Below are 18,378 nucleotides of genomic sequence, written 5' to 3'. Positions count from 1 at the left end.
GGACGAGCGGAGCTGACGTGACGACGACGCCGGAGCGCGAGGACGAGCGCCGTGGTCGTGTGTCAGCGTGCCCCGCCGCCGATGCCCATGTCAACACTTTCCAACATCGTGGTCCGGGACGCCGCGAGATCGTCAGCCGTTTTATCGTCGCTGGTCGTCATCGAATGCGCAAATCGATCGTTGACACCCTCCGTGATGTCTGGCACATTCTTTCCAACGTCGAAACATGGTGGTTTCTGTTGGATTGCGGATCCGGGGTCCGGGTGCACGGTCGCGGGGCCACCGGCCGGCGAGACATCGTCGCCGTTCCCGTCCACCAATCCCGAGGAGTCGTCATGGGAATCTTCGATCGGCCCGTCTCCGGGCGGCCCCTGTCCCCGTCCCCGTCGTCGGTCAGCCCGCTCGCCCGGGTCGACCTGTCCCGGCGGTCCGTGCTCGGAGGAGCGCTCGGCCTCTCCGCCCTCGGCCTGCTGACCGCGTGCGGCGGAACCTCCACCACCGCGCCGGCCACCACGTCGGGCGCCGCCACGGGCACCGTCACCTTCGGCTCGAACCAGTCCGACGCCGTCCCGAAGGCCGCCTACCAGAAGGTGGTCGACGCCTTCACCAAGGCCAAGAGCGGACTGAACGTCAAGGTCAACACGGTCGACCACAACACGTTCCAGGAGTCGATCAACAGCTACCTGCAGGGCGCCCCCGACGACGTCTTCACCTGGTTCTCCGGCTTCCGGATGAAGTTCTTCGCCGACCAGGGCCTCGCCGCGGACGTCTCGAGTGTGTGGGACAGCATCGGCGGCTCGTTCGCCGAGTCCTTCAAGCAGGCCGCCACCGCCACGGACGGCAAGCAGTACTTCGTGCCCTTCACCTACTACCCGTGGGCGGTCTTCTACCGGAAGTCGGTCTTCGAGTCGAAGGGCTACAAGGTCCCGACCACCCTGACCGAGTACGTCGACCTGGCCAAGGGCATGAAGAGCGACGGCCTGACGCCCATCGGCTTCGCCGACAAGGACGGCTGGCCGGCCATGGGCACCTTCGACATCCTCAACATGCGCCTGAACGGCTACCAGTTCCACGTCGACCTGATGGGAGGCAAGGAGGTTTGGGACCAGGACCGCGTCAAGGAGGTCTTCAACACGTGGGCCACCCTGCTGCCGTACCACCAGTCCGGCTCGCTCGGCCGCACGTGGCAGGAGGCTGCCCAGGGCCTGCAGCAGAAGAAGACCGGCACCTACCTGCTCGGCCTCTTCGTCGCCCAGCAGTTCCAGACGCCGGGCTCCTCCTCGGCCGACCTGGAAGACCTGGACTTCTTCACCTTCCCGAAGATCAACGACGAGAACGGCACGGACTCGATCGACGCCCCCATCGACGGCTTCATGATGTCGTCGAAGGCCAAGAACGCCAACGGCGCGCTCGAGTTCCTCAAGTTCCTCGGAACCAAGGACGCCGAGAAGATCAACGTCGAGACGGACAAGTCGATCGTGGGCGCTTCGAAGGACTTCGACACGTCGGGCTACACGGCCCTGCAGAAGAAGGCCGTCGAGGTCGTCTCCTCGGCCAAGCACATCGCCCAGTTCATGGACCGGGACACGCGCCCCGACTTCGCGTCCACGGTGATGATCCCCTCGATCCAGAAGTTCATCCAGAACCCCAAGGACATCAACCCCCTGGTGAGCAGCATCGAGGAGCAGAAGAAGGCCATCTTCGCCGGATGAGCCCGACCGACCGCGGGGCCGGGCCGACGCCTGACGACGTCGGACCCGGCCCCACGGCCCGTGAGCAGCAGGAAGGCAGCACCACCGTGACCACCACCGTCCGCCCCGCGAGCAGCTCCCGGCCCCGGCGCCGGGCGGGCCGCGCTCCCGATGCCGGCCCGGTCCGCAAGGTCCGCCGGCTCACCGTGGTCGACCGGGTCGTCCTCACCGTCATGGTCGGCATCCCCGCCCTGCTGGTGGCGGCCCTGATCTGGGGCCCGTCGATCGCCTCGGTCGTCCTCTCGTTCACCACCTGGAACGGCGTCACGCCGCCCCGCGCCGTCGGCACCCGCAACTACGAGCAGATCGCCACCATCTACCCGCCGTTCTGGCCGGCGGTCACGCACAACATCGTGTGGCTGCTGTTCCTGCTGCTCATCGCGACGCCGCTCGGCCTGCTGCTCGCCGTCATGCTCGACAAGGAGATCCGCGGCACCCGCATCTACCAGAGCGTGTTCTACCTGCCGGTCGTGCTCTCGCTCGCCCTGGTCGGCTTCATCTGGCAGCTGATCTACTCGCAGGACCAGGGGCTCATCAACCAGCTCACCGGCGCGGACGTGAACTGGCTCGGCGACGACTCGATCAACCTGCCCGCGGTCCTCGTGGCGGCGGGCTGGCGGCACGTCGGCTACATCATGGTGCTCTACCTGGCCGGCCTGAAGGGCGTGGACACCGAGATCAAGGAGGCCGCCGCGCTCGACGGCGCCACCGAGACCCAGACGTTCTTCCGGGTCGTCTTCCCGACCCTCAAACCGATCAACATCGTCGTGCTCGTCGTGACCGTGATCGAGGGCCTGCGGGCGTTCGACATCGTCTACATCGTCAACAAGGGCACGAACGGCCTCGAGCTGCTCTCCGTGCTGATCACCAACAACATCCTCGGCGAGGCCAGCCGCATCGGCTTCGGCTCCGCGCTCGCGGTGATCCTGCTCGTGATCTCGCTGGCCTTCATCATCACGTACCTGTACCAGAACTTCCGCCGGGAGGACGCCCGATGAGCACCGCCACGGCCACCCCGCCGAACAGCCACCGCCCCGTACGGAACGAGACCGCGGTCCAGGCCGGGGCGGAACACCGCAAGCCGCTGCGGCCGGCCCGCGTCGTCCTGCACGTCTTCCTCATCGTCTGCGCCGTGCTCTGGCTGATCCCGCTGCTGTGGGCGCTGTACACGTCGCTGCGGCCGTACGCCGAGACCGCGACCAAGGGCTACGTGTCCCTGCCCACGACGCTGACGCTGCAGAACTACATCACCGCGTGGACGCAGGGGCAGATGCCCCGGTTCTTCCTCAACTCCCTCATCATCGCGGTGCCCGCCGTCGTCATCGTGCTGCTGCTGTCCTCGGCCGCCGCCTTCGTGCTCTCCCGCTTCAGCTTCGCCCTGAACATCGGGCTGCTGATGTTGTTCACCGCGGCCAACCTGCTGCCGCAGCAGGTCATCATCACCCCGCTCTACCGGCTGTTCCTGACCCTCGGGATCTACAACACGCAGGCCGGGATCGTGCTGATCAACGTCGCGTTCCAGATGGGCTTCTGCGTGTTCGTCCTCTCGAACTTCATGCGGGCCCTGCCGCACGAGCTGACCGAGGCGGCCCTCGTGGACGGGGCGAGCGTGTGGCGGCAGTACACGAGCGTGATCCTGCCGCTGACCCGGCCTGCGCTCGCGGCCCTGGCCACCCTCGAGTTCGCCTGGATCTACAACGACTTCTTCTGGGCCCTTGTGCTGCTGCGCGACGGCTCCCTGATGCCGGTGACCACCGCCCTGAACAACCTCAAGGGCAACTTCTTCACCGACAACAACCTCATCGCCGCCGGCGCGATCCTCGTGGCCCTGCCGACCGTCCTGATCTACGTGCTGCTGCAGAAGCACTTCGTGTCCGGCCTGACGCTGGGCGCCAACAAGTGACCAGGATCGACCTGAGGGGAGAACACATGACGGGGACGACGACGGGCGAGCAGCTGCTGCCGGACGGATGGGAACACTCCACCGCTCCCGGTGCGGGCGCCCTGGCGCCCGTCGCCGCCGTCGAGACCACCGCGCCGAGCGTCTCCCTGGACGGGACGTGGCAGTTCCGCTGGACCGCGCACCGCACCGACGCGCCCGCGATGCCGGGCGAGCACGCCGAGCCCGGCCACGCCTACCCGGACGAGGTCACCGTGCCCGGGCACTGGGTGCTGCAGGGCGGCGAGCCGGCCGGCCGCGGGCCCTGGGGCTCTCCCTGGTACACCAACGTGAACTTCCCGTTCCCGGTCGACCCGCCGTTCGTGCCCGACGAGAGCGCCGTCGGGGACCACCGGGTCGAGTTCACGCTGCCGGGACCCGACGACGGCGCCGGCGACACGGACCACCCGCTGCACGGCTGGCAGGACGCGCGCGCCCTGCTCGTGCGGTTCGACGGGGTCGACGGCGCGTACGCCGTGTGGGTCAACGGGACACCGGTCGGCTGGGCCACCGGCAGCCGCCTCGTGCACGAGTTCGACATCGCCCCGCACGCCCGGCCCGGCGTCAACGTGATGCAGGTGCGCGTGCACCGGTTCAGCGGCGCCAGCTACCTCGAGGACCAGGACCAGTGGTGGCTGCCGGGCATCTTCCGCCCCGTGACCCTGCGGCTGCGCCCGCGGGCGGGCATCGACGACGTCGACCTGGCCCCCGACCTGGACCCGGAGACCGGCACCGGCGTCCTCGACGTCACCGTCACCGCCCCCGAGGACGCTTTCCCGGTGCGGCTGCACCTGCCCGAGCTCGGCGTCGACACGACACTCGGGGCGCACCGGCAGCGGATCGAGGTCGGCCCCGTTCAGGCGTGGTCCGACGACGCGCCCCGCCGCTACACCGTCACCGTCGAGGCGCCGGGGGAGACCGTGACCCTGCGCACCGGGTTCCGCCGCATCGAGATCCGCGACGCCGTGCTCACGGCCAACGGCCGGCCCCTGCGGCTGCGCGGCGTCAACCGGCACGAGTTCCACCCGGACGCCGGCCGGGCGGTGACCGAGGAGTTCACCCGCGCCGAGCTGATCCGGATGAAGCGGCACAACATCAACGCCGTCCGCACCAGCCACTACCCGCCCGCCCACCACCTGCTGGCCCTCGCCGACGAGCTCGGGCTGTGGGTCATCGACGAGTGCGACCTCGAGACCCACGGGTTCGTGCAGCAGGACTGGCGGCGCAACCCCAGCGACGATCCTGCGTGGCGCGACGCGTACCTCGAGCGGATCGCCCGCACGTGGGAGCGGGACAAGAACCACCCGTGCCTCGTGATGGTCTCGCTCGGCAACGAGTCCGGCACCGGCGCCAACCTCGCCGCCATGACTGCGTGGCTCAAGGAGCGCGGCTGCCCGCTGCCCGTGCACTACGAGGGGGACCGCGCGTCCGCCTACACCGACGTCTACTCGCGGATGTACCCGACGTACCGCGAGTGCGAGAACATCCTGGCCGGCCGGCTGGTGCCGAGCGCCCCCGACGACGCGCAGGAGCGGCTCGGTACCCGGCCCCTCGTGCTGTGCGAGTACGGCCACGCGATGGGCAACGGCCCGGGAGGCCTCGCCCGCTACGAGCAGCTGATCGAACGACACCCGCGCTTCGCCGGCGGCTTCATCTGGGAGTGGAAGGACCACGGGATCGCCACGGCGACCCCCGACGGCGTCCCCTACTACGCGCACGGCGGCGACTTCGGTGAGCCGATCCACGACGGCACCTTCGTCCTCGACGGCGTGTGCTTCCCCGACGGCACCCCGAGCCCGGCCCTGCTGGACATCCGCACGACGTTCGAGCCGGTGCGGATCGGGGTGGGCGACGACGGCCGGGTGACCGTCCGCAACCGCAACACGGCGGTCGACACCGGGTACCTGCGGTTCACGTGGCGGCGCGAGGTCGACGGTGTCGTCATCGCCGACGGGCCGCTGACCCTGCCGCCCGTTGCGGCCGGGGACACCGGCGTCACCGCCGTCCCGGACCTGACCCTGCCCGAGCGGACCGTCCGCACCCGGCACTCGGCCGAGGTCGATGCCGCCACCGGTGACGCCCCCGGCCTGGCCGACGGCGCCGATCCCGTCGCGGTGCACCCCGAGAGCTGGCTGGTCGTGACCGCGGCGCTCGCGGCCGACACGTCCTGGGCGCCCGCCGGGCACGTCGTCGCGGTGGGGCAGAGCCGGCTCGCGGGGCCGCCGCCCGGGCCCGCCGCGTCCATCGACGTCCACGCCACGAGCGCCGCCTCGTCGACCGCGGACGGCTCCCCGGAGGAGGGTGCGGTGGTGCGGCAGGTCGGCATCGCCGGTTTCGACGCGAGCGGAGAGCTGACCTCGCTCGGCGGCGTGCCCGTGCTCGCGACGGCCCTGAGCCTGGACCGGGCCCCGACCGACAACGACCTCGGCATCATCGAATCGACGCGGGACACCCGCCGCTGGATCGACCGCCCCGGCTTCGACTGGGACGCCGACGCCGGCACGGACCCGGTGCCCGTCCCCGCCGCCGAGCCCTGGGCCCGGCACCGGCTGGGGGACTGGCAGCGCCGCACCGTCGAGGTCCACGGCCTCGACGGGGACGCCCGCGACGGCGCCCTGACGCGCGTCGAAAGGTGGGGCGAACCGGCCGGCGAGAACGCGGCCCGCGTGACGACGTCCTGGCGGCCCACGCCCGGCGGCGTCAGCCTGACGGTGACCATCGCCCCCGAGGGGGCCGCTGCGCGGGTGCCACTGCCGGTCGCCCGTGAGGGCATCGTGCTGACGCTGCCGGCCAGCCTGACTGGATCTGCGGCTGGGTCTGAGGTGGGCGCGTCGTCGATCGACACCGTCCAGTGGTTCGGGCCGGGGCCGCAGGAGAGCTACGCGGACACCGCGATCGGTGCCCGCGTGAGCCGTCACCGGCTACCGGTGGACGAGTTCATCACCGGCTACCTCTCCCCGCAGGAGAACGGCAACCGGCGCGGGGTCCGCTGGCTGCAGCTGCGCTCCAGTGCGGGGGAAGCCGACGACGCCGTGCTCACGATGCGCGTGCACGCGGCGGACAGCACCGACGGCTGGCTCAACGTCAACGTCCAGCGGCACACCCCGGCGCAGCTCGCGGCGGCCGACCACCCCCACGAGCTGCCGGACTCGGACGTGCTGCACCTGCACCTGGACATCGCGCAGCACGGCATCGGCAGCCGCTCGTGCGGGGTCGACGTCGAACCCGAACACCGGCTGACCCTGCACGAGGCGACGTTCACCGTCGAGTTCCTCACCAGTTCGACCCCCCGCTCCGGAAGGACCGCATGACCGACTCCGCCGTCGTCCACCTCCGTGCCGCGGGCGTGAGCGTCCTGCTCGACGTGCCCGCCGCCGGGACGGCCCCCCACGAGGCCTGGGACCCGGTGCCCGCGTTCCTGCACTGGGGTGCGGACCTCGGGCCCGTGCCGCCCCCGGCCGCGGCGTTCGCTGCCCCCGTCACGCACTCGGGCTGGGACCACCCGGCGTCCCTGCCGATCGTGCCCGCCGCCGCCGACGGGTGGCGTGGGCGGCCGGCCCTGCGTGGCAGCCGCGCCGGCGCGGACTTCTCCCCACGGTGGACGGTGACGGACGTGCGGGTGGACATCGCCGAGGGGGACGAGGACGACGAGGACGACGAGGACGATGCCGGGTCCGGGGGGTCGGTGCGGCTGGACCTGGCCGACGAGGCCGCCGGCCTCGCCCTGACCTGGGAGCTCGAGCTCAGCCCGACCGGCGTCGTGCGGGTCACGGCCACCGTCCGCAACACCGGGACCACCCCGTACCAGCTCGCCGGGCTTGAGGTGGGCCTCCCGGTGGGCGCCGCCGCGCGCGAGCTGATGGACCTCACCGGCACGTGGACCCGCGAACGGCACCCCCAGCGGCTGCCCTTCGCCCAGGGCGCGTGGGTCCGCGCCGGCCGCCACGGCCGCACCGGGCACGACGCGCCCACGGTGTTGTGCGCCGGTGAGGAGGGCTTCGCCCACCGTTCCGGCCGCGTCTGGGCCGTGCACCTGGCCGCGAGCGGGGACACCGAGGTGTTCGCCGAGCGCACGCCGGACCCCTCCCGCCGGCTCGGCGGCGGGGACCTGCTCGGCTCCGGGGAGATCGACCTGGCCCCGGGGGAGGAGTACCGTAGCCCCACGCTGTTCGGCGCCTACGCCGACGCCGGGCTCGACGGCATCGCCGGTGCCTTCCACCGCTGGGTGCGCGCCCGGCCGCAGCACCCCGCGACGCCCCGCCCCGTCATCCTCAACACCTGGGAGGCCGTCTACTTCGCGCACGACCTTGCCGCCCTGACCGAGCTGGCCGACGTCGCCGCGGACATCGGGGTCGAACGGTTCGTGCTCGACGACGGGTGGTTCGGGCACCGCCGCCACGACCGGGCGGGCCTCGGCGACTGGTGGGTCGACCCCGCCGTCTGGCCCGACGGCCTCGGGCCGCTGATCGAGCACGTCACCGGGCTCGGCATGGAGTTCGGGCTGTGGGTCGAGCCCGAGATGATCAGCCCCGACTCCGACGTCGCCCGCGCGCACCCGGACTGGATCTCCGGACCGGGACACGACCGGATGCCCGCCTCGTGGCGACAGGAGCAGGTGCTCGACCTGGTGAACCCGGAGGCGTACGAGTACGTCCTCGGGGCGCTGGACGCCCTGCTCACCGAGTACTCCATCGCCTACCTGAAGTGGGATCAGAACCGGGACCACACCGAACTCGGCCACGGCGGACGGCCCTCCGCCCGTGCTCAGACCGCCGCCGGCCTGGAGCTCATGGCCGAGCTGAAGCGCCGCCACCCCGGCCTGGAGATCGAGAGCTGCTCCTCGGGCGGCGCCCGCGTCGACCTGGCCGTGCTCGAGCACACCGACCGCGTCTGGGCGTCGGACTCCAACGACGCCCTCGAACGGCAGACCATCCAGCACTACACCGGCCTGCTGCTGCCGCCCGAACTGATCGGCGCCCACATCGGGCCGCCCACGGCGCACTCCTCCGGCCGCACCCACGCCCTCGGCTTCCGCGCCGTCACCGCCCTCTTCGGGCACCTCGGCCTCGAGTGGGACGTCCGCCTCACCGACCCGGCCGAGCGGGACCAGCTGCGGCACGTCATCGGGCTCTACCGCGAGCACCGCGCGCTGCTGCACGGCGGCGTCGCGTTCCGCGCCGACACCGACGGGACGGGTCTGACCGTCCACGGCGTCGTCGCGCCCGACGGCGGGAGCGCCCTCTACGCCGTCGTCGCGACCGCCACCAGCCCCGACGCGGCGCCCGGCCCGCAGCCGCTGCCCGGGTTGGAGGCGGGCACCCTCTACGACGTCGAGTTGCTCGACCCGCTGCACCCCGGCCCGGCGGACTTCCACGCCCCCACGGACCCCGCCGCGGGGCGCGCGGCGGAGGATCACACCGTCAAGGAACGGCGCGCCCCGGCCTGGCTGCCGCGCCTGACCGGGATCAGCGGCGCGGCGCTGGCCGCCGTCGGCGTCACCCTGCCCGTGCTCAACCCCGAGCAGGCCCTGCTGCTGCACGTGCGGCGCTCCACCGAATCCAGCGCGCCGGGTAGCGTGAGCGCATGACCGGTGCCCTCCGCCCTGCCACGGGCGAGCAGTTCGAGATCGCCGCGGGGGACACCCGGGCGTTGATCACCGAGCTCGCCGCCGGCCTGCGCCTGTTCGAGGTGGGCGGCATCGCCCTGACCGAGACGTACGACGACGACGCGATCGCCCCCGGCGCCGCCGGCATCACGCTCGCCCCGTGGCCGAACCGGATCGCCGGCGGCCGGTGGCCCCAGACGCTTCCCGACGGCGGCACGAAGGTCCAGCAGCTCGATCTCACCGAGCCCTCCCGCGGCAACGCGACCCACGGCCTGCTCCGCAACACCGGGTACACGCCGCTCGAGCACCGCGCCGAGTCGGTCACCCTCTCGGCGGGCATCTACCCGCAGCACGGCTACCCGTTCCACCTGACCCACGAGGTGCACTACGCCGTCTCCGACGACGGGTCCCTGAGCGTGCGGCAGCGGCTGACCAACCGCGGCACCGGCACCGCGCCCGCGGCGCTGGGCGCTCACCCGTACCTGCGCGTCGGCGACGTGCCGATCGACGAGCTGACGCTGCGCGTCGAGGGGGCCACCCGCGTCGTCGCGGACCCGACCACCCTCATCCCGACCCACCGCGAAGCCGTCGCCGGTGAGCACGACCTGCGCGGCGGGCGGCGGATCGCCGGGCTGCGCACCGACTCCGCGTACACCGACCTCACACCGGTCGAGGGGGAGCACCGGCACGAGCTGCGAGCCCCCGACGGCTCCGGCGTGCAGCTGTGGACCGGCCCCGAGTGCGGCTACGCGCACGTCTTCATCACCGAGGACACGCCGGGCCTGCCCCTGGCCGTCGCGATCGAGCCGATGACCGCACCGGCGAACGCCTTCAACTCCGGGGATGGGCTGCGCTGGCTCGCGCCGGGCGAGGACCTGACCATCACGTGGGGGCTGCGCCGCCTGACGCGCTGACCGTGCGAGCGCCGCGACTCGCCCGCCGGTGGCCCGCGCCACCGGACGACGTGAATTGAGCGATCCCGGGCGGCAGGGGAGAAGATGGAGTGCATGGGACTCTTCAGTGGACTCCGCGGCGAGACACCCGCCACCACGCCCCCCGACCCGTCCTTCCAGCCGACGAACGAGGAAGTGCCGTACGCGCTGCGTATCGGCGCGGCCTGGTCCTGGCGTCTGGCCATCATCGTGGTGGCCGCGTGGGGACTGTCCTGGGTGGTCTCCTTCTTCAGCGTCCTGATCATCCCGCTGATGATCGCCGGCCTGCTCGCGGGCCTGCTCTCCCCGCTCGTGCGGTACCTGCACCGGCACCGGGTGCCCAAGGGGCTCGCGGTCGCCATCGTCGAGGTCGGCTTCCTCGTCGTCGTGGTCGGAGCGCTCACCCTCGTCGGACGGCAGATCGCCACGGGCATCACCGCCCTGTGGGGCCAGGCTCGCGCCGGGTACGACCAGCTGATGGGCTGGCTGCAGACCGGGCCGCTGCAGCTGTCGACCTCCGACCTGGACCGCTACATCCAGCAGGGTGTGCAGAGCCTGCAGGACAACAGCGGCACCCTGCTCTCGGGTGCGGCGTCGCTGGGCAGTACCGCCGGCCACGTCGCCGCGGGCCTGCTGCTGACGATCTTCTCCCTCATCTTCTTCCTGCTCGACGGCGACCGGATCTGGCGGTTCGTCGTCGGTATGCTGCCGCGTCGCGCCCGCCCCGGCGCCGACGGCGCCGGCCGCCGCGGCTGGCAGTCCATGGTGTCCTGGGTGCGCGTGCAGATCGTCGTCGCCGCGATCGACGCGATCGGCATCGGCCTGGGCGCCCTCATCATCCAGGTGCCGCTCGCGATCCCGCTGGCCGTGCTCGTGTTCATCGGCTCGTTCATCCCGATCGTCGGCGCCCTGGTCACGGGCAGCATCGCCGTGCTGCTCGCCCTCGTGGCGCTCGGCCCGGTGCCGGCCGTGATCATGCTCGGCGTCGTCCTGCTCGTCCAGCAGATCGAGGGGCACATCCTCCAGCCGCTCATCATGGGCCGGGCCGTGTCCCTGCACCCGCTCGCCGTCGTCCTCGCCGTCACCGGCGGATCCATGGTGGCCGGGATCGCCGGGGCCCTGTTCTCCGTCCCGCTGCTCGCCGTCGCCAACACGGTCGTGCGGTACCTGGCCGGACGGCAGTGGGAGACGGACCCCCTGCTCGCCGGCTCGAACGCCGACGGGTACGGCCGGCACGCCGACGACACCGCGCACCAGCGCGACATCAACGCCCGGTCCGGTGCCGACGCGGAGACCGCCGCGGTCAACGCGACCGGGTCCGACACCGCCGACGCCGAGACCGGTGCCGTGGCGGAGCCGCGCCACGACGAGGACGCCGCCGGGTCGACCGCACACGCCGGAAGGGACGACCGATGAGCAGATCGAGCACGACGGACCTCGGGGTCCGGTACGAGGACGTCCTCGCCGCCCGTGAGCTGCAGGCGGGGCTGATCGAGAACACCCCGATCCAGCACTCCCGGGCGCTGGCCCGCATCACCGGGTCCCCGGTGTACCTGAAGTGCGAGAACCTCCAGCGCGCCGGCTCCTTCAAGGTCCGCGGCGCCTACACGCGGATGGCCCGGCTCACCGCCGAGGAGCGTTCCCGCGGCGTCGTCGCCGCCTCGGCCGGCAACCACGCGCAGGGCGTCGCCGTCGCGGCGAAGCACCTGGGCGTCAAGGCACGGATCTACATGCCGCTCGGCGTCGCGCTGCCCAAGCTCGCGGCCACCCAGGACCACGGCGCGGAGGTCGTGCTGCACGGCGGCACCGTCGACGAGGCCCTCGCCGAGGCGCAGCGCTACGCCGCCGCGTCCGGGGCCATGTTCGTCCACCCCTTCGACAACGTCGACGTCGTCGCCGGCCAGGGCACCGTGGGCCTGGAGATCATCGAACAGGTGCCGGACGTGGAGACGGTGCTCGTCGGGGTCGGCGGGGGAGGCCTGCTCGCGGGCATGGCCGTCGCCCTCAAGCACGAGGCGGCGCGGCAGGGCCGGCAGATCCGCGTGATCGGCGTCCAGGCCGAGAACGCCGCCGCCTACCCGCCGTCCCTGGCCGCGGACGCCCTCGTGCCGTTGACGAAGGTCTCGACCATCGCGGACGGCATCGCTGTGGGGCTGCCCGGCCAGCTGCCGTTCTCCATCATCAAGGAACTCGTCGACGACGTCGTCACCGTCAGCGAGGACGCCCTGGCCCGAGCCCTCGTGTTCCTCCTCGAACGCTCGAAGATGGTCGTCGAGCCCGCCGGCGCTGTCGGCGTGGCCGCCCTCATGGAGGGCCGGATCGAGAACCCTGGCGTCACGGTGCCCGTTCTCTCGGGCGGCAACATCGACCCGATGCTCATGCTCAAGGTGATCCAGCGGGGCCTCTCGGCGGCCGGCCGCTTCCTGCAGGTGCGGATCATGCTCAACGACCGGCCTGGCTCGCTCGCGACGATCTCCCGCATCATCGCGGAGAACGACGCCAACGTCACCGGCGTCGACCACACCCGCATCGGTGGCTCGATCAGCATGGGCGACGTGGCCATCACGATCTTCATGGAGACCAAGGGCGTCGAGCACGCCGAGCAGATCCTCCAGGCGCTGCGCGACGAGGGCTACGACCCGCAGGTCATCCACAGCTGAGCTCTCCCTCGGCCATACACGAAACGGCCGGTCACCCCGCGGGGTGGCCGGCCGTTCGTGTGCTGTGCTGTGGTCTGCTGGAGTGTCTCAGCCGGCGTACGGCTTGGCGTCGATGATCTCGACGGAGATCTCCTTGCCGTTCGGGGCGGTGTAGTGCGTCGACTCGCCCTTCTTCAGGCCGAGGATGGCGGCGCCGAGCGGGGACTTCTCGCTGAACACGTCCAGGTCGGTGCCGACGGCGACCTCGCGGCTGCCGAGGAGGAACGTGTCCTCGTCGCCGGCGATCTTCGCGGTGACGACCATGCCGGACTCGACGACGCCGTTGTCGGCCGGCGCCTCGCCCACGTGCGCGTTGCGCAGCAGCTCGGTCAGCTGGCGGATGCGGGCCTCGGTCTTGCCCTGCTCGTCCTTGGCCGCGTGATAGCCGCCGTTCTCCTTCAGGTCACCCTCCGAGCGGGCCGCCTCGATGCGGGCCACGATCTCGGCGCGTCCCGGGCCCGAGAGGTACTCGAGCTCGGACTGCAGGCGGTCGAAGGCGTCCTGGGTGAGCCAGGGGGACGAGGCGGCGCTGTTCGTGGTCACGCGTTACTCCTTGTCGTGCGGTGCGTCGTGCGGTGTGTCGTGCGGGTTGCCGTCGGCCGGCCACGGGGGCCGGTGCGTGTCGCTCCGGGTCCGGTGGGGCTCGACGGCGTGATGTCGGTGGTCCCCAAAAAAGGAACCCCGCCGGTGCCGGTCACGACCGTCACCTGATTCAGCGGGGCGAAGCGTATTCCGCCCATTCTACCGAGTCGGCGTACCGAACGCGGTATCAGGGCCCCCGTGTGGACAGTGCGCGTCACGGGCGCGGGAGGTGCGTCAGGGCAGGGACCAGCAGCGGTCCACGCCGCCGCTGACGGCGAGGGAGGTGGTGCGCAGGCCGACCCGGTGAGCCGTGCCGGGAGCGGCATCCGTGTCCGCGACGTCGACCTCGGTGTAGCCGACCACGGTGAACCGCTCGTCGAGCGCCTGGATCGCGCAGCGGCCGCGCATGCCCGACGGCACGGCGACGTCGAAGTCGACGGTGATGGACGACGGGCCGTGGACGCTGAAGCCGAGGTCCTTGGGCGTGAGGGTCGGGCGGTTCAGCACGAGGGCGACGATGCCGGTGGCGACGATGGCGAGGACGAGACCGAGGACGATCGTCAGGCGCCGTCCGCGGCGGTCCGGGCGTCGCTTGGGCGCTCCGTAGCGAGTGACTAAGGTGGGACTGGTCATCGACTCGGGGGTGCTCACGCGGGCGCTCTCATTCGCGGATGGTGGATCGTGCCGGTCGCGCGGGCGGCAGTGTCGCGCGGCGACGGCGGCCCGTCCAGCCTATCCCGGCTCCGTCCCCGGCGACGCCGTGGAGACGCCGTGGCGACGCCGTGAAGACGCTGCCCGGACCGGTGACCACGGCCCGCCTTGCGGCGGACGAGAAGGCGACGCGCGTCGCCGTATCCACCCGAGAAGTCCAGGAGTCCTTCGTGCCCGAATCCGTTCCCCCCGGCTCGCTGCGGCTGCTCACCGTGCACGCGCACCCGGACGACGAGTCCAGCAAGGGTGCCGCCACGATGGCGAAGTACGTGCACGCCGGCGCCGGCGTCATGGTCGCCACGTGCACCGGCGGCGAGCAGGGCTCGATCCTCAACTCGGCGCTCGCGTCCGAGCCCCGCGCGCACCGGGACCTGCCCGGCCTGCGCCGGGTGGAGATGGCGAACGCCGCCGCGGCGCTCGGCATCGATCAGCAGTGGCTCGGCTTCGCCGACTCCGGGCTGCCCGAGGGGGACCCGCCGCCGGACCTGCACGAGCACAGCTTCGCGATGATGCCGCTCGAGCGGGCCGCCGCGCCGCTCGTGCGCCTCGTGCGCCGGTTCCGGCCGCACGTCATCGTCAGCTACGACGAGAACGGCGGCTACCCGCACCCGGACCACATCATGGCGCACAAGGTGGCCGTCGAGGCCTACCACGCTGCCGGCGACCCCGACCGGTACTCCGGCACGGGCGAGGCGTGGGCGCCGTCGAAGCTGTACTACGACCACGCCTTCAACCCGGCCCGCTTCCAGACGCTGCACGAGGCGATGGAGGCGCGCGGCATCGAGTCGCCCTTCGCCGAGTGGATCGCCAAGCGCATGCAGACCGACGCGGAGGGCAACCCGCCCCCCGGGTTGACCCACGAGACGACGACCCGCATCGAGTGCGCCGACTGGTTCGAGGCCCGCGACACCGCCCTGAAGTCCCACCGCTCGCAGGTGGCGCCGGACGGGTTCTTCTTCGCCGCCGGGCTGGACCTGCAGCGCGAGGTGTGGCCGTGGGAGGAGTACACGCTGATCGACTCCCGCGTTCCCACCGAGCTGCCCGAGACGGATCTCTTCGCCGGTATCGAGCCCGACCGCGCCTCCTGACGACACCCGCAGCGACCCGGCCCCGAGCCCGTCCTGCCACGGGCGGCTCGGGGCCGGTCCGTTGCGGCGACTACCATGGAAGGCAGCGGGAGAGTCCCCGCCCGGGCGGTTCCCCCGTCCCCGACCCGGTACCGTGCCGGGGACCGCACGAGAGAAAGACCCCATGTTCCTCAGCCTCGTCCTGGCCGCCACGCCCACCCCGACGCCCACCCCGGCGAACGGGGGCCTGAAGCCGGGACTGTCGCTCGACCAGGTCACCCCCGGCACCCTCGGCTTCCTCGTCACCTTCGCCCTCGCCGTGGCCGGCCTGCTGCTCATCCGGTCGATGAACAAGCGCCTGCGCCGCATCCGGCACCGCGCGATGCTCGAGGAGATGGCCGCCGCCGAGCGCGGTGAGGGACCCGGCGCGGGGGCCACCGGACCCGGTGACGGGGGCGCCGGCGACGGCGGACCCGCCGGCGACGGACCCGCGGACGGATGGCGCGGTTCCGGACCCGTGACCGGCGACCCCGGACGGTCCCACCGGTGAACCGGCTGGCGGGCAGCGCCTCCACCTACCTGCGCCAGCACGCCGACAACCCCGTTGACTGGTGGCCCTGGGGTCCCGAGGCGTTCGCCGCGGCCGCCGAGCGCGACGTGCCCGTCCTCGTGTCCATCGGCTACGCCGCGTGCCACTGGTGTCACGTGATGGCCGCGGAGTCCTTCGCCGACGCCAACGTGGCCGCCTACCTGAACGCGAACTTCGTCGCCGTCAAGGTCGACCGCGAGGAACACCCCGACGTCGACGCCATGTACATGGCCGCCACCCAGGCCCTCACCGGCGAGGGCGGATGGCCGATGACGGTGTTCACCGACGCGGACGGCCGCTGCTTCTACGCCGGCACCTACTTCCCGCCCCGGCCCGTGGCCGGCCGCCCGTCGTTCAGCCAGCTGCTCGTCGCCGTCCAGGAGGCCTGGGCGCAGCGCCGCTCCGAGCTCGAGGCGACCGCCGAGTCCCTCGCGGCGAGCCTCGGCCGCGCCCAGGCGATCAACCGGGACCTGATCGGCCAGCTCAGCATCACCGGCGACGCCACGACCGCGACGGGCTCGCTCCTGCGCCCGGGTGTGCTCGCCGAGGCGGTCGAGGCCCTCGCGGCCACCGAGGACACCGAGCACGGCGGTTTCGGCGGCGCCCCCAAGTTCCCCGGCACCCCGCTGCTCTCCTTCCTCGCCCGGTACGCCTCGACGGGCACGTCTGCCGACGGGGGCGACGCCGCGGAGACGGCCGAGGACCTGCTTGCCCACCAGCTGACCGCGATGGCCTCCTCCGCCCTGTACGACCAGGTGGAGGGCGGCTTCGCCCGGTACTCGGTGACGGCCGACTGGTCCCTGCCGCACTTCGAGAAGATGCTCTACGACAACGCCCAGCTCATGCAGGTCTACCTGCAGTGGTCCAGGCTCGGCGCCCGGCACCGGCACGAGGGGTATCTCGGGGCGCGGATCGCCGAGGAGACCGGCGAGTGGATGATCCGGGAGCTGGCGCTGCCGGGCGGTGGCTTCGCCTCCTCGCTCGACGCGGACACCGAGCTCGCGGGCGACCACTTCGAGGGCCTGACCTACGTCTGGACGCCGGCGCAGCTGGCCGACGTGGTCGGCGACGACGCCGAGGACGTGGCCGTGCTGTTCAACGTCGGCACGGGTCCGCAGCCCACCGAGTACGGCTGGCCCCTGCACCCGCGCCTCGAGCTCAACCGCGAGGAGTGGGCGCTGTTCGAGGCCGTGCGGCCCGCGCTGCGCCGCGCGCGCCGGGCCCGGCCCCAACCGGGCCGGGACGAGAAGGTCGTGGCCGCCTGGAACGGGATGGCCGTCGCGGCGCTGAGCGAGGCCTCCCTCGCCCTGGACCGGCCCGACTTCGCGGACGCCGCCGTGCGGGCGGCGGACTACCTGTGGCGGGTGCACGTGGACGAGACGAGCGGCGCGCCCGTGCTGGCGCGGATGTCCGCGGGCGGCGCCGGTGCCGCCGGCTCCGACGGATTCTCCGGTGCTGCCGGATCTTCCGGTGCTGCCGGCGCGGAGGGGCAGCTCGAGGACTACGCCCAGTGCGTCATCGGGTTCCTGTCGCTGTTCTCCGCGACGGGCGACGACCGCTGGTACGAGCGAGCGACGGCCCTGCTGAACGCCGCGCTGGACCGGTTCGTCGTCGACGGCGCCCTGCAGGACGTGCCGCCCGGCGACGGCGACGGCGTGTCCGACGGTCCCGCGGCGCTCGCGGGTGAGGCTCCGGTCGACCCGCTCGACGGCGCCGTCCCGAGCGGCACCGCGGCCCTGGCCCTCGCGTGCGCCCTCGCCTCGGCCTACTCCGGCTCCACGGAGCACCGCTCGGTGGCCGAACAGCTCATCGGGTACGTCGGCCGGCTCGCCGTGCAGGCCCCACAGGTGGTGGGCGCCGGCCTCGCCGCGGCCACCGTGCTCGCGGCCGGGCCCACCCAGATCGCCGTCGTCGGGCAGGACTCGGCGATGCGGTCCGCGCTGCGGAAAGTCGCCGCGGTCCATCCCGCCCCGGCGCTCGTCCTCGCGGTCGGGGACGGCACGGTCTCGGCGCGCGAGAGCCGCGTGCCGCTGCTGCGTGGCCGGCCCACCGGCCCGGGCGGCGTCGCGCGGGCGTACGTGTGCCGGACCATGGTCTGCGACCTGCCCGCCGAGACGGAGGCCCTGCTGCGCACGCAGCTGGGTCGGTGACGGTCCGCCCGGAGCCGACCGGACGGGCGACGCGGACTACGCGCGACGGCGTTCCCGTGCGGGATCCAGGACCCGGATGACGATCGCGGCGCCGACGAGGGTGGTGCCCATCGGGATCAGGAGGGTGCTGACGAGGCTGGTGACGACGTTGACGGCCCCGTAGCCGATGGCGGCGCTCTCCCCGGCGGACTCGGCCATCAGCGGCATGAGGTACGGGAGGCCGTAGACCATGACCGCTCCGGCGACGATCAGGACGATTCCCCACGTCAGGCAGCGCCTTGCCGCCGTCTCCGCCGTGGTCTCCGCCGCGTCGGTGCTGGTGTCGGCTCCGATCACCATGTCGTCCATGCCCC

The 18,378-nt window shown here is 72.4% G+C and carries 14 protein-coding genes; 11 read left to right on the top strand and 3 right to left on the bottom strand.

Annotation, left to right across the window (positions count from 1 at the left end; translation table 11 throughout):
- Window positions 1–335: 335 nt before the first annotated feature.
- The 8 genes from V6N00_RS11625 to ilvA all read left to right on the top strand — a co-directional run bounded on the left by V6N00_RS11625 (window position 336) and on the right by ilvA (window position 12,887).
- Window positions 336–1,712, top strand: a complete 1,377-nt coding sequence (locus tag V6N00_RS11625) for an ABC transporter substrate-binding protein (protein WP_334232522.1) — start codon at window positions 336–338, stop codon at window positions 1,710–1,712.
- Entirely contained in the window at window positions 1,709–2,749 is a 1,041-nt protein-coding gene (locus V6N00_RS11620; RefSeq protein WP_334232521.1) for a carbohydrate ABC transporter permease, read from the top strand. The genes V6N00_RS11625 and V6N00_RS11620 overlap by 4 nt, the downstream gene beginning before the upstream one ends.
- A complete protein-coding gene (locus tag V6N00_RS11615) occupies window positions 2,746–3,654 on the top strand; it encodes a carbohydrate ABC transporter permease (protein WP_334232520.1) in 909 nt (302 codons plus the stop codon). Before V6N00_RS11620 ends, V6N00_RS11615 begins: the two co-directional genes overlap by 4 nt.
- A 26-nt stretch (window positions 3,655–3,680) precedes the next feature.
- Complete coding sequence (locus tag V6N00_RS11610) at window positions 3,681–7,001, top strand: glycoside hydrolase family 2 TIM barrel-domain containing protein (RefSeq protein WP_334232519.1); 3,321 nt, start codon at window positions 3,681–3,683, stop codon at window positions 6,999–7,001.
- The gene (locus V6N00_RS11605; protein ID WP_334232518.1) at window positions 6,998–9,277 is read left to right on the top strand and encodes an alpha-galactosidase; all 2,280 of its coding nucleotides are present in this window, start codon (window positions 6,998–7,000) and stop codon (window positions 9,275–9,277) included. Before V6N00_RS11610 ends, V6N00_RS11605 begins: the two co-directional genes overlap by 4 nt.
- Complete coding sequence (locus tag V6N00_RS11600; RefSeq protein ID WP_334232516.1) at window positions 9,274–10,209, top strand: aldose 1-epimerase family protein; 936 nt, start codon at window positions 9,274–9,276, stop codon at window positions 10,207–10,209. The genes V6N00_RS11605 and V6N00_RS11600 overlap by 4 nt, the downstream gene beginning before the upstream one ends.
- A 93-nt stretch (window positions 10,210–10,302) precedes the next feature.
- Window positions 10,303–11,643: an AI-2E family transporter gene (locus tag V6N00_RS11595; protein WP_334232514.1), complete on the top strand. Its 1,341-nt coding sequence runs from the start codon at window positions 10,303–10,305 to the stop codon at window positions 11,641–11,643.
- Window positions 11,640–12,887 (top strand): threonine ammonia-lyase, encoded by a 1,248-nt coding sequence (gene ilvA / locus V6N00_RS11590; RefSeq protein ID WP_334232512.1) that lies wholly within the window; start codon window positions 11,640–11,642, stop codon window positions 12,885–12,887. Before V6N00_RS11595 ends, ilvA begins: the two co-directional genes overlap by 4 nt.
- An 87-nt stretch (window positions 12,888–12,974) precedes the next feature.
- Here ilvA and greA read toward each other — a convergent pair whose 3' ends face one another.
- Window positions 12,975–13,469, bottom strand: coding sequence for a transcription elongation factor GreA (gene greA / locus V6N00_RS11585; protein ID WP_334232510.1), 495 nt, complete (start codon window positions 13,467–13,469; stop codon window positions 12,975–12,977).
- Window positions 13,470–13,742: 273 nt separating this feature from the next.
- Window positions 13,743–14,159, bottom strand: coding sequence for a DUF4307 domain-containing protein (locus V6N00_RS11580; RefSeq protein ID WP_334232508.1), 417 nt, complete (start codon window positions 14,157–14,159; stop codon window positions 13,743–13,745).
- Between the two features lie 230 nt (window positions 14,160–14,389).
- Here V6N00_RS11580 and mca point away from each other — a divergent pair, with 230 nt between their 5' ends.
- The 3 genes from mca (at window position 14,390) to V6N00_RS11565 (ending at window position 18,025) form a co-directional block, all read left to right on the top strand.
- Complete coding sequence (gene mca / locus V6N00_RS11575; protein WP_334232739.1) at window positions 14,390–15,307, top strand: mycothiol conjugate amidase Mca; 918 nt, start codon at window positions 14,390–14,392, stop codon at window positions 15,305–15,307.
- 163 nt (window positions 15,308–15,470) lie between these two features.
- Window positions 15,471–15,836, top strand: a complete 366-nt coding sequence (locus V6N00_RS11570; RefSeq protein ID WP_334232506.1) for a hypothetical protein — start codon at window positions 15,471–15,473, stop codon at window positions 15,834–15,836.
- Complete coding sequence (locus tag V6N00_RS11565) at window positions 15,833–18,025, top strand: thioredoxin domain-containing protein (protein ID WP_334232504.1); 2,193 nt, start codon at window positions 15,833–15,835, stop codon at window positions 18,023–18,025. Before V6N00_RS11570 ends, V6N00_RS11565 begins: the two co-directional genes overlap by 4 nt.
- Window positions 18,026–18,061: 36 nt before the next feature.
- Here the strand turns inward: V6N00_RS11565 and V6N00_RS11560 are convergent, their stop codons facing one another.
- Entirely contained in the window at window positions 18,062–18,373 is a 312-nt protein-coding gene (locus V6N00_RS11560) for a hypothetical protein (RefSeq protein WP_334232502.1), read from the bottom strand.
- Between the last annotated feature and the right edge of the window lie 5 nt (window positions 18,374–18,378).

This window comes from Tersicoccus mangrovi, from assembly GCF_036881825.1.
Lineage (GTDB): Bacteria > Actinomycetota > Actinomycetes > Actinomycetales > Micrococcaceae > Tersicoccus > Tersicoccus mangrovi.
The sequence above is the reverse complement of the archived record's forward strand: the minus strand, read 5'-3'. Positions and strand labels throughout refer to the sequence as shown.

Bases quoted from the DNA above. Each gene is read 5' to 3' on its own strand.
- V6N00_RS11600 (WP_334232516.1), top strand. From the start codon at position 9,274: ATGACCGGTGCCCTCCGCCCTGCCACGGGCGAGCAGTTCGAGATCGCC.
- V6N00_RS11570 (WP_334232506.1), top strand. From the start codon at position 15,471: ATGTTCCTCAGCCTCGTCCTGGCCGCCACGCCCACCCCGACGCCCACC.
- V6N00_RS11595 (WP_334232514.1), top strand. From the start codon at position 10,303: ATGGGACTCTTCAGTGGACTCCGCGGCGAGACACCCGCCACCACGCCC.
- V6N00_RS11620 (WP_334232521.1), top strand. From the start codon at position 1,709: ATGAGCCCGACCGACCGCGGGGCCGGGCCGACGCCTGACGACGTCGGA.
- V6N00_RS11605 (WP_334232518.1), top strand. From the start codon at position 6,998: ATGACCGACTCCGCCGTCGTCCACCTCCGTGCCGCGGGCGTGAGCGTC.
- V6N00_RS11615 (WP_334232520.1), top strand. From the start codon at position 2,746: ATGAGCACCGCCACGGCCACCCCGCCGAACAGCCACCGCCCCGTACGG.
- V6N00_RS11625 (WP_334232522.1), top strand. From the start codon at position 336: ATGGGAATCTTCGATCGGCCCGTCTCCGGGCGGCCCCTGTCCCCGTCC.
- ilvA (WP_334232512.1), top strand. From the start codon at position 11,640: ATGAGCAGATCGAGCACGACGGACCTCGGGGTCCGGTACGAGGACGTC.
- V6N00_RS11610 (WP_334232519.1), top strand. From the start codon at position 3,681: ATGACGGGGACGACGACGGGCGAGCAGCTGCTGCCGGACGGATGGGAA.
- V6N00_RS11560 (WP_334232502.1), bottom strand. From the start codon at position 18,373: ATGGACGACATGGTGATCGGAGCCGACACCAGCACCGACGCGGCGGAG.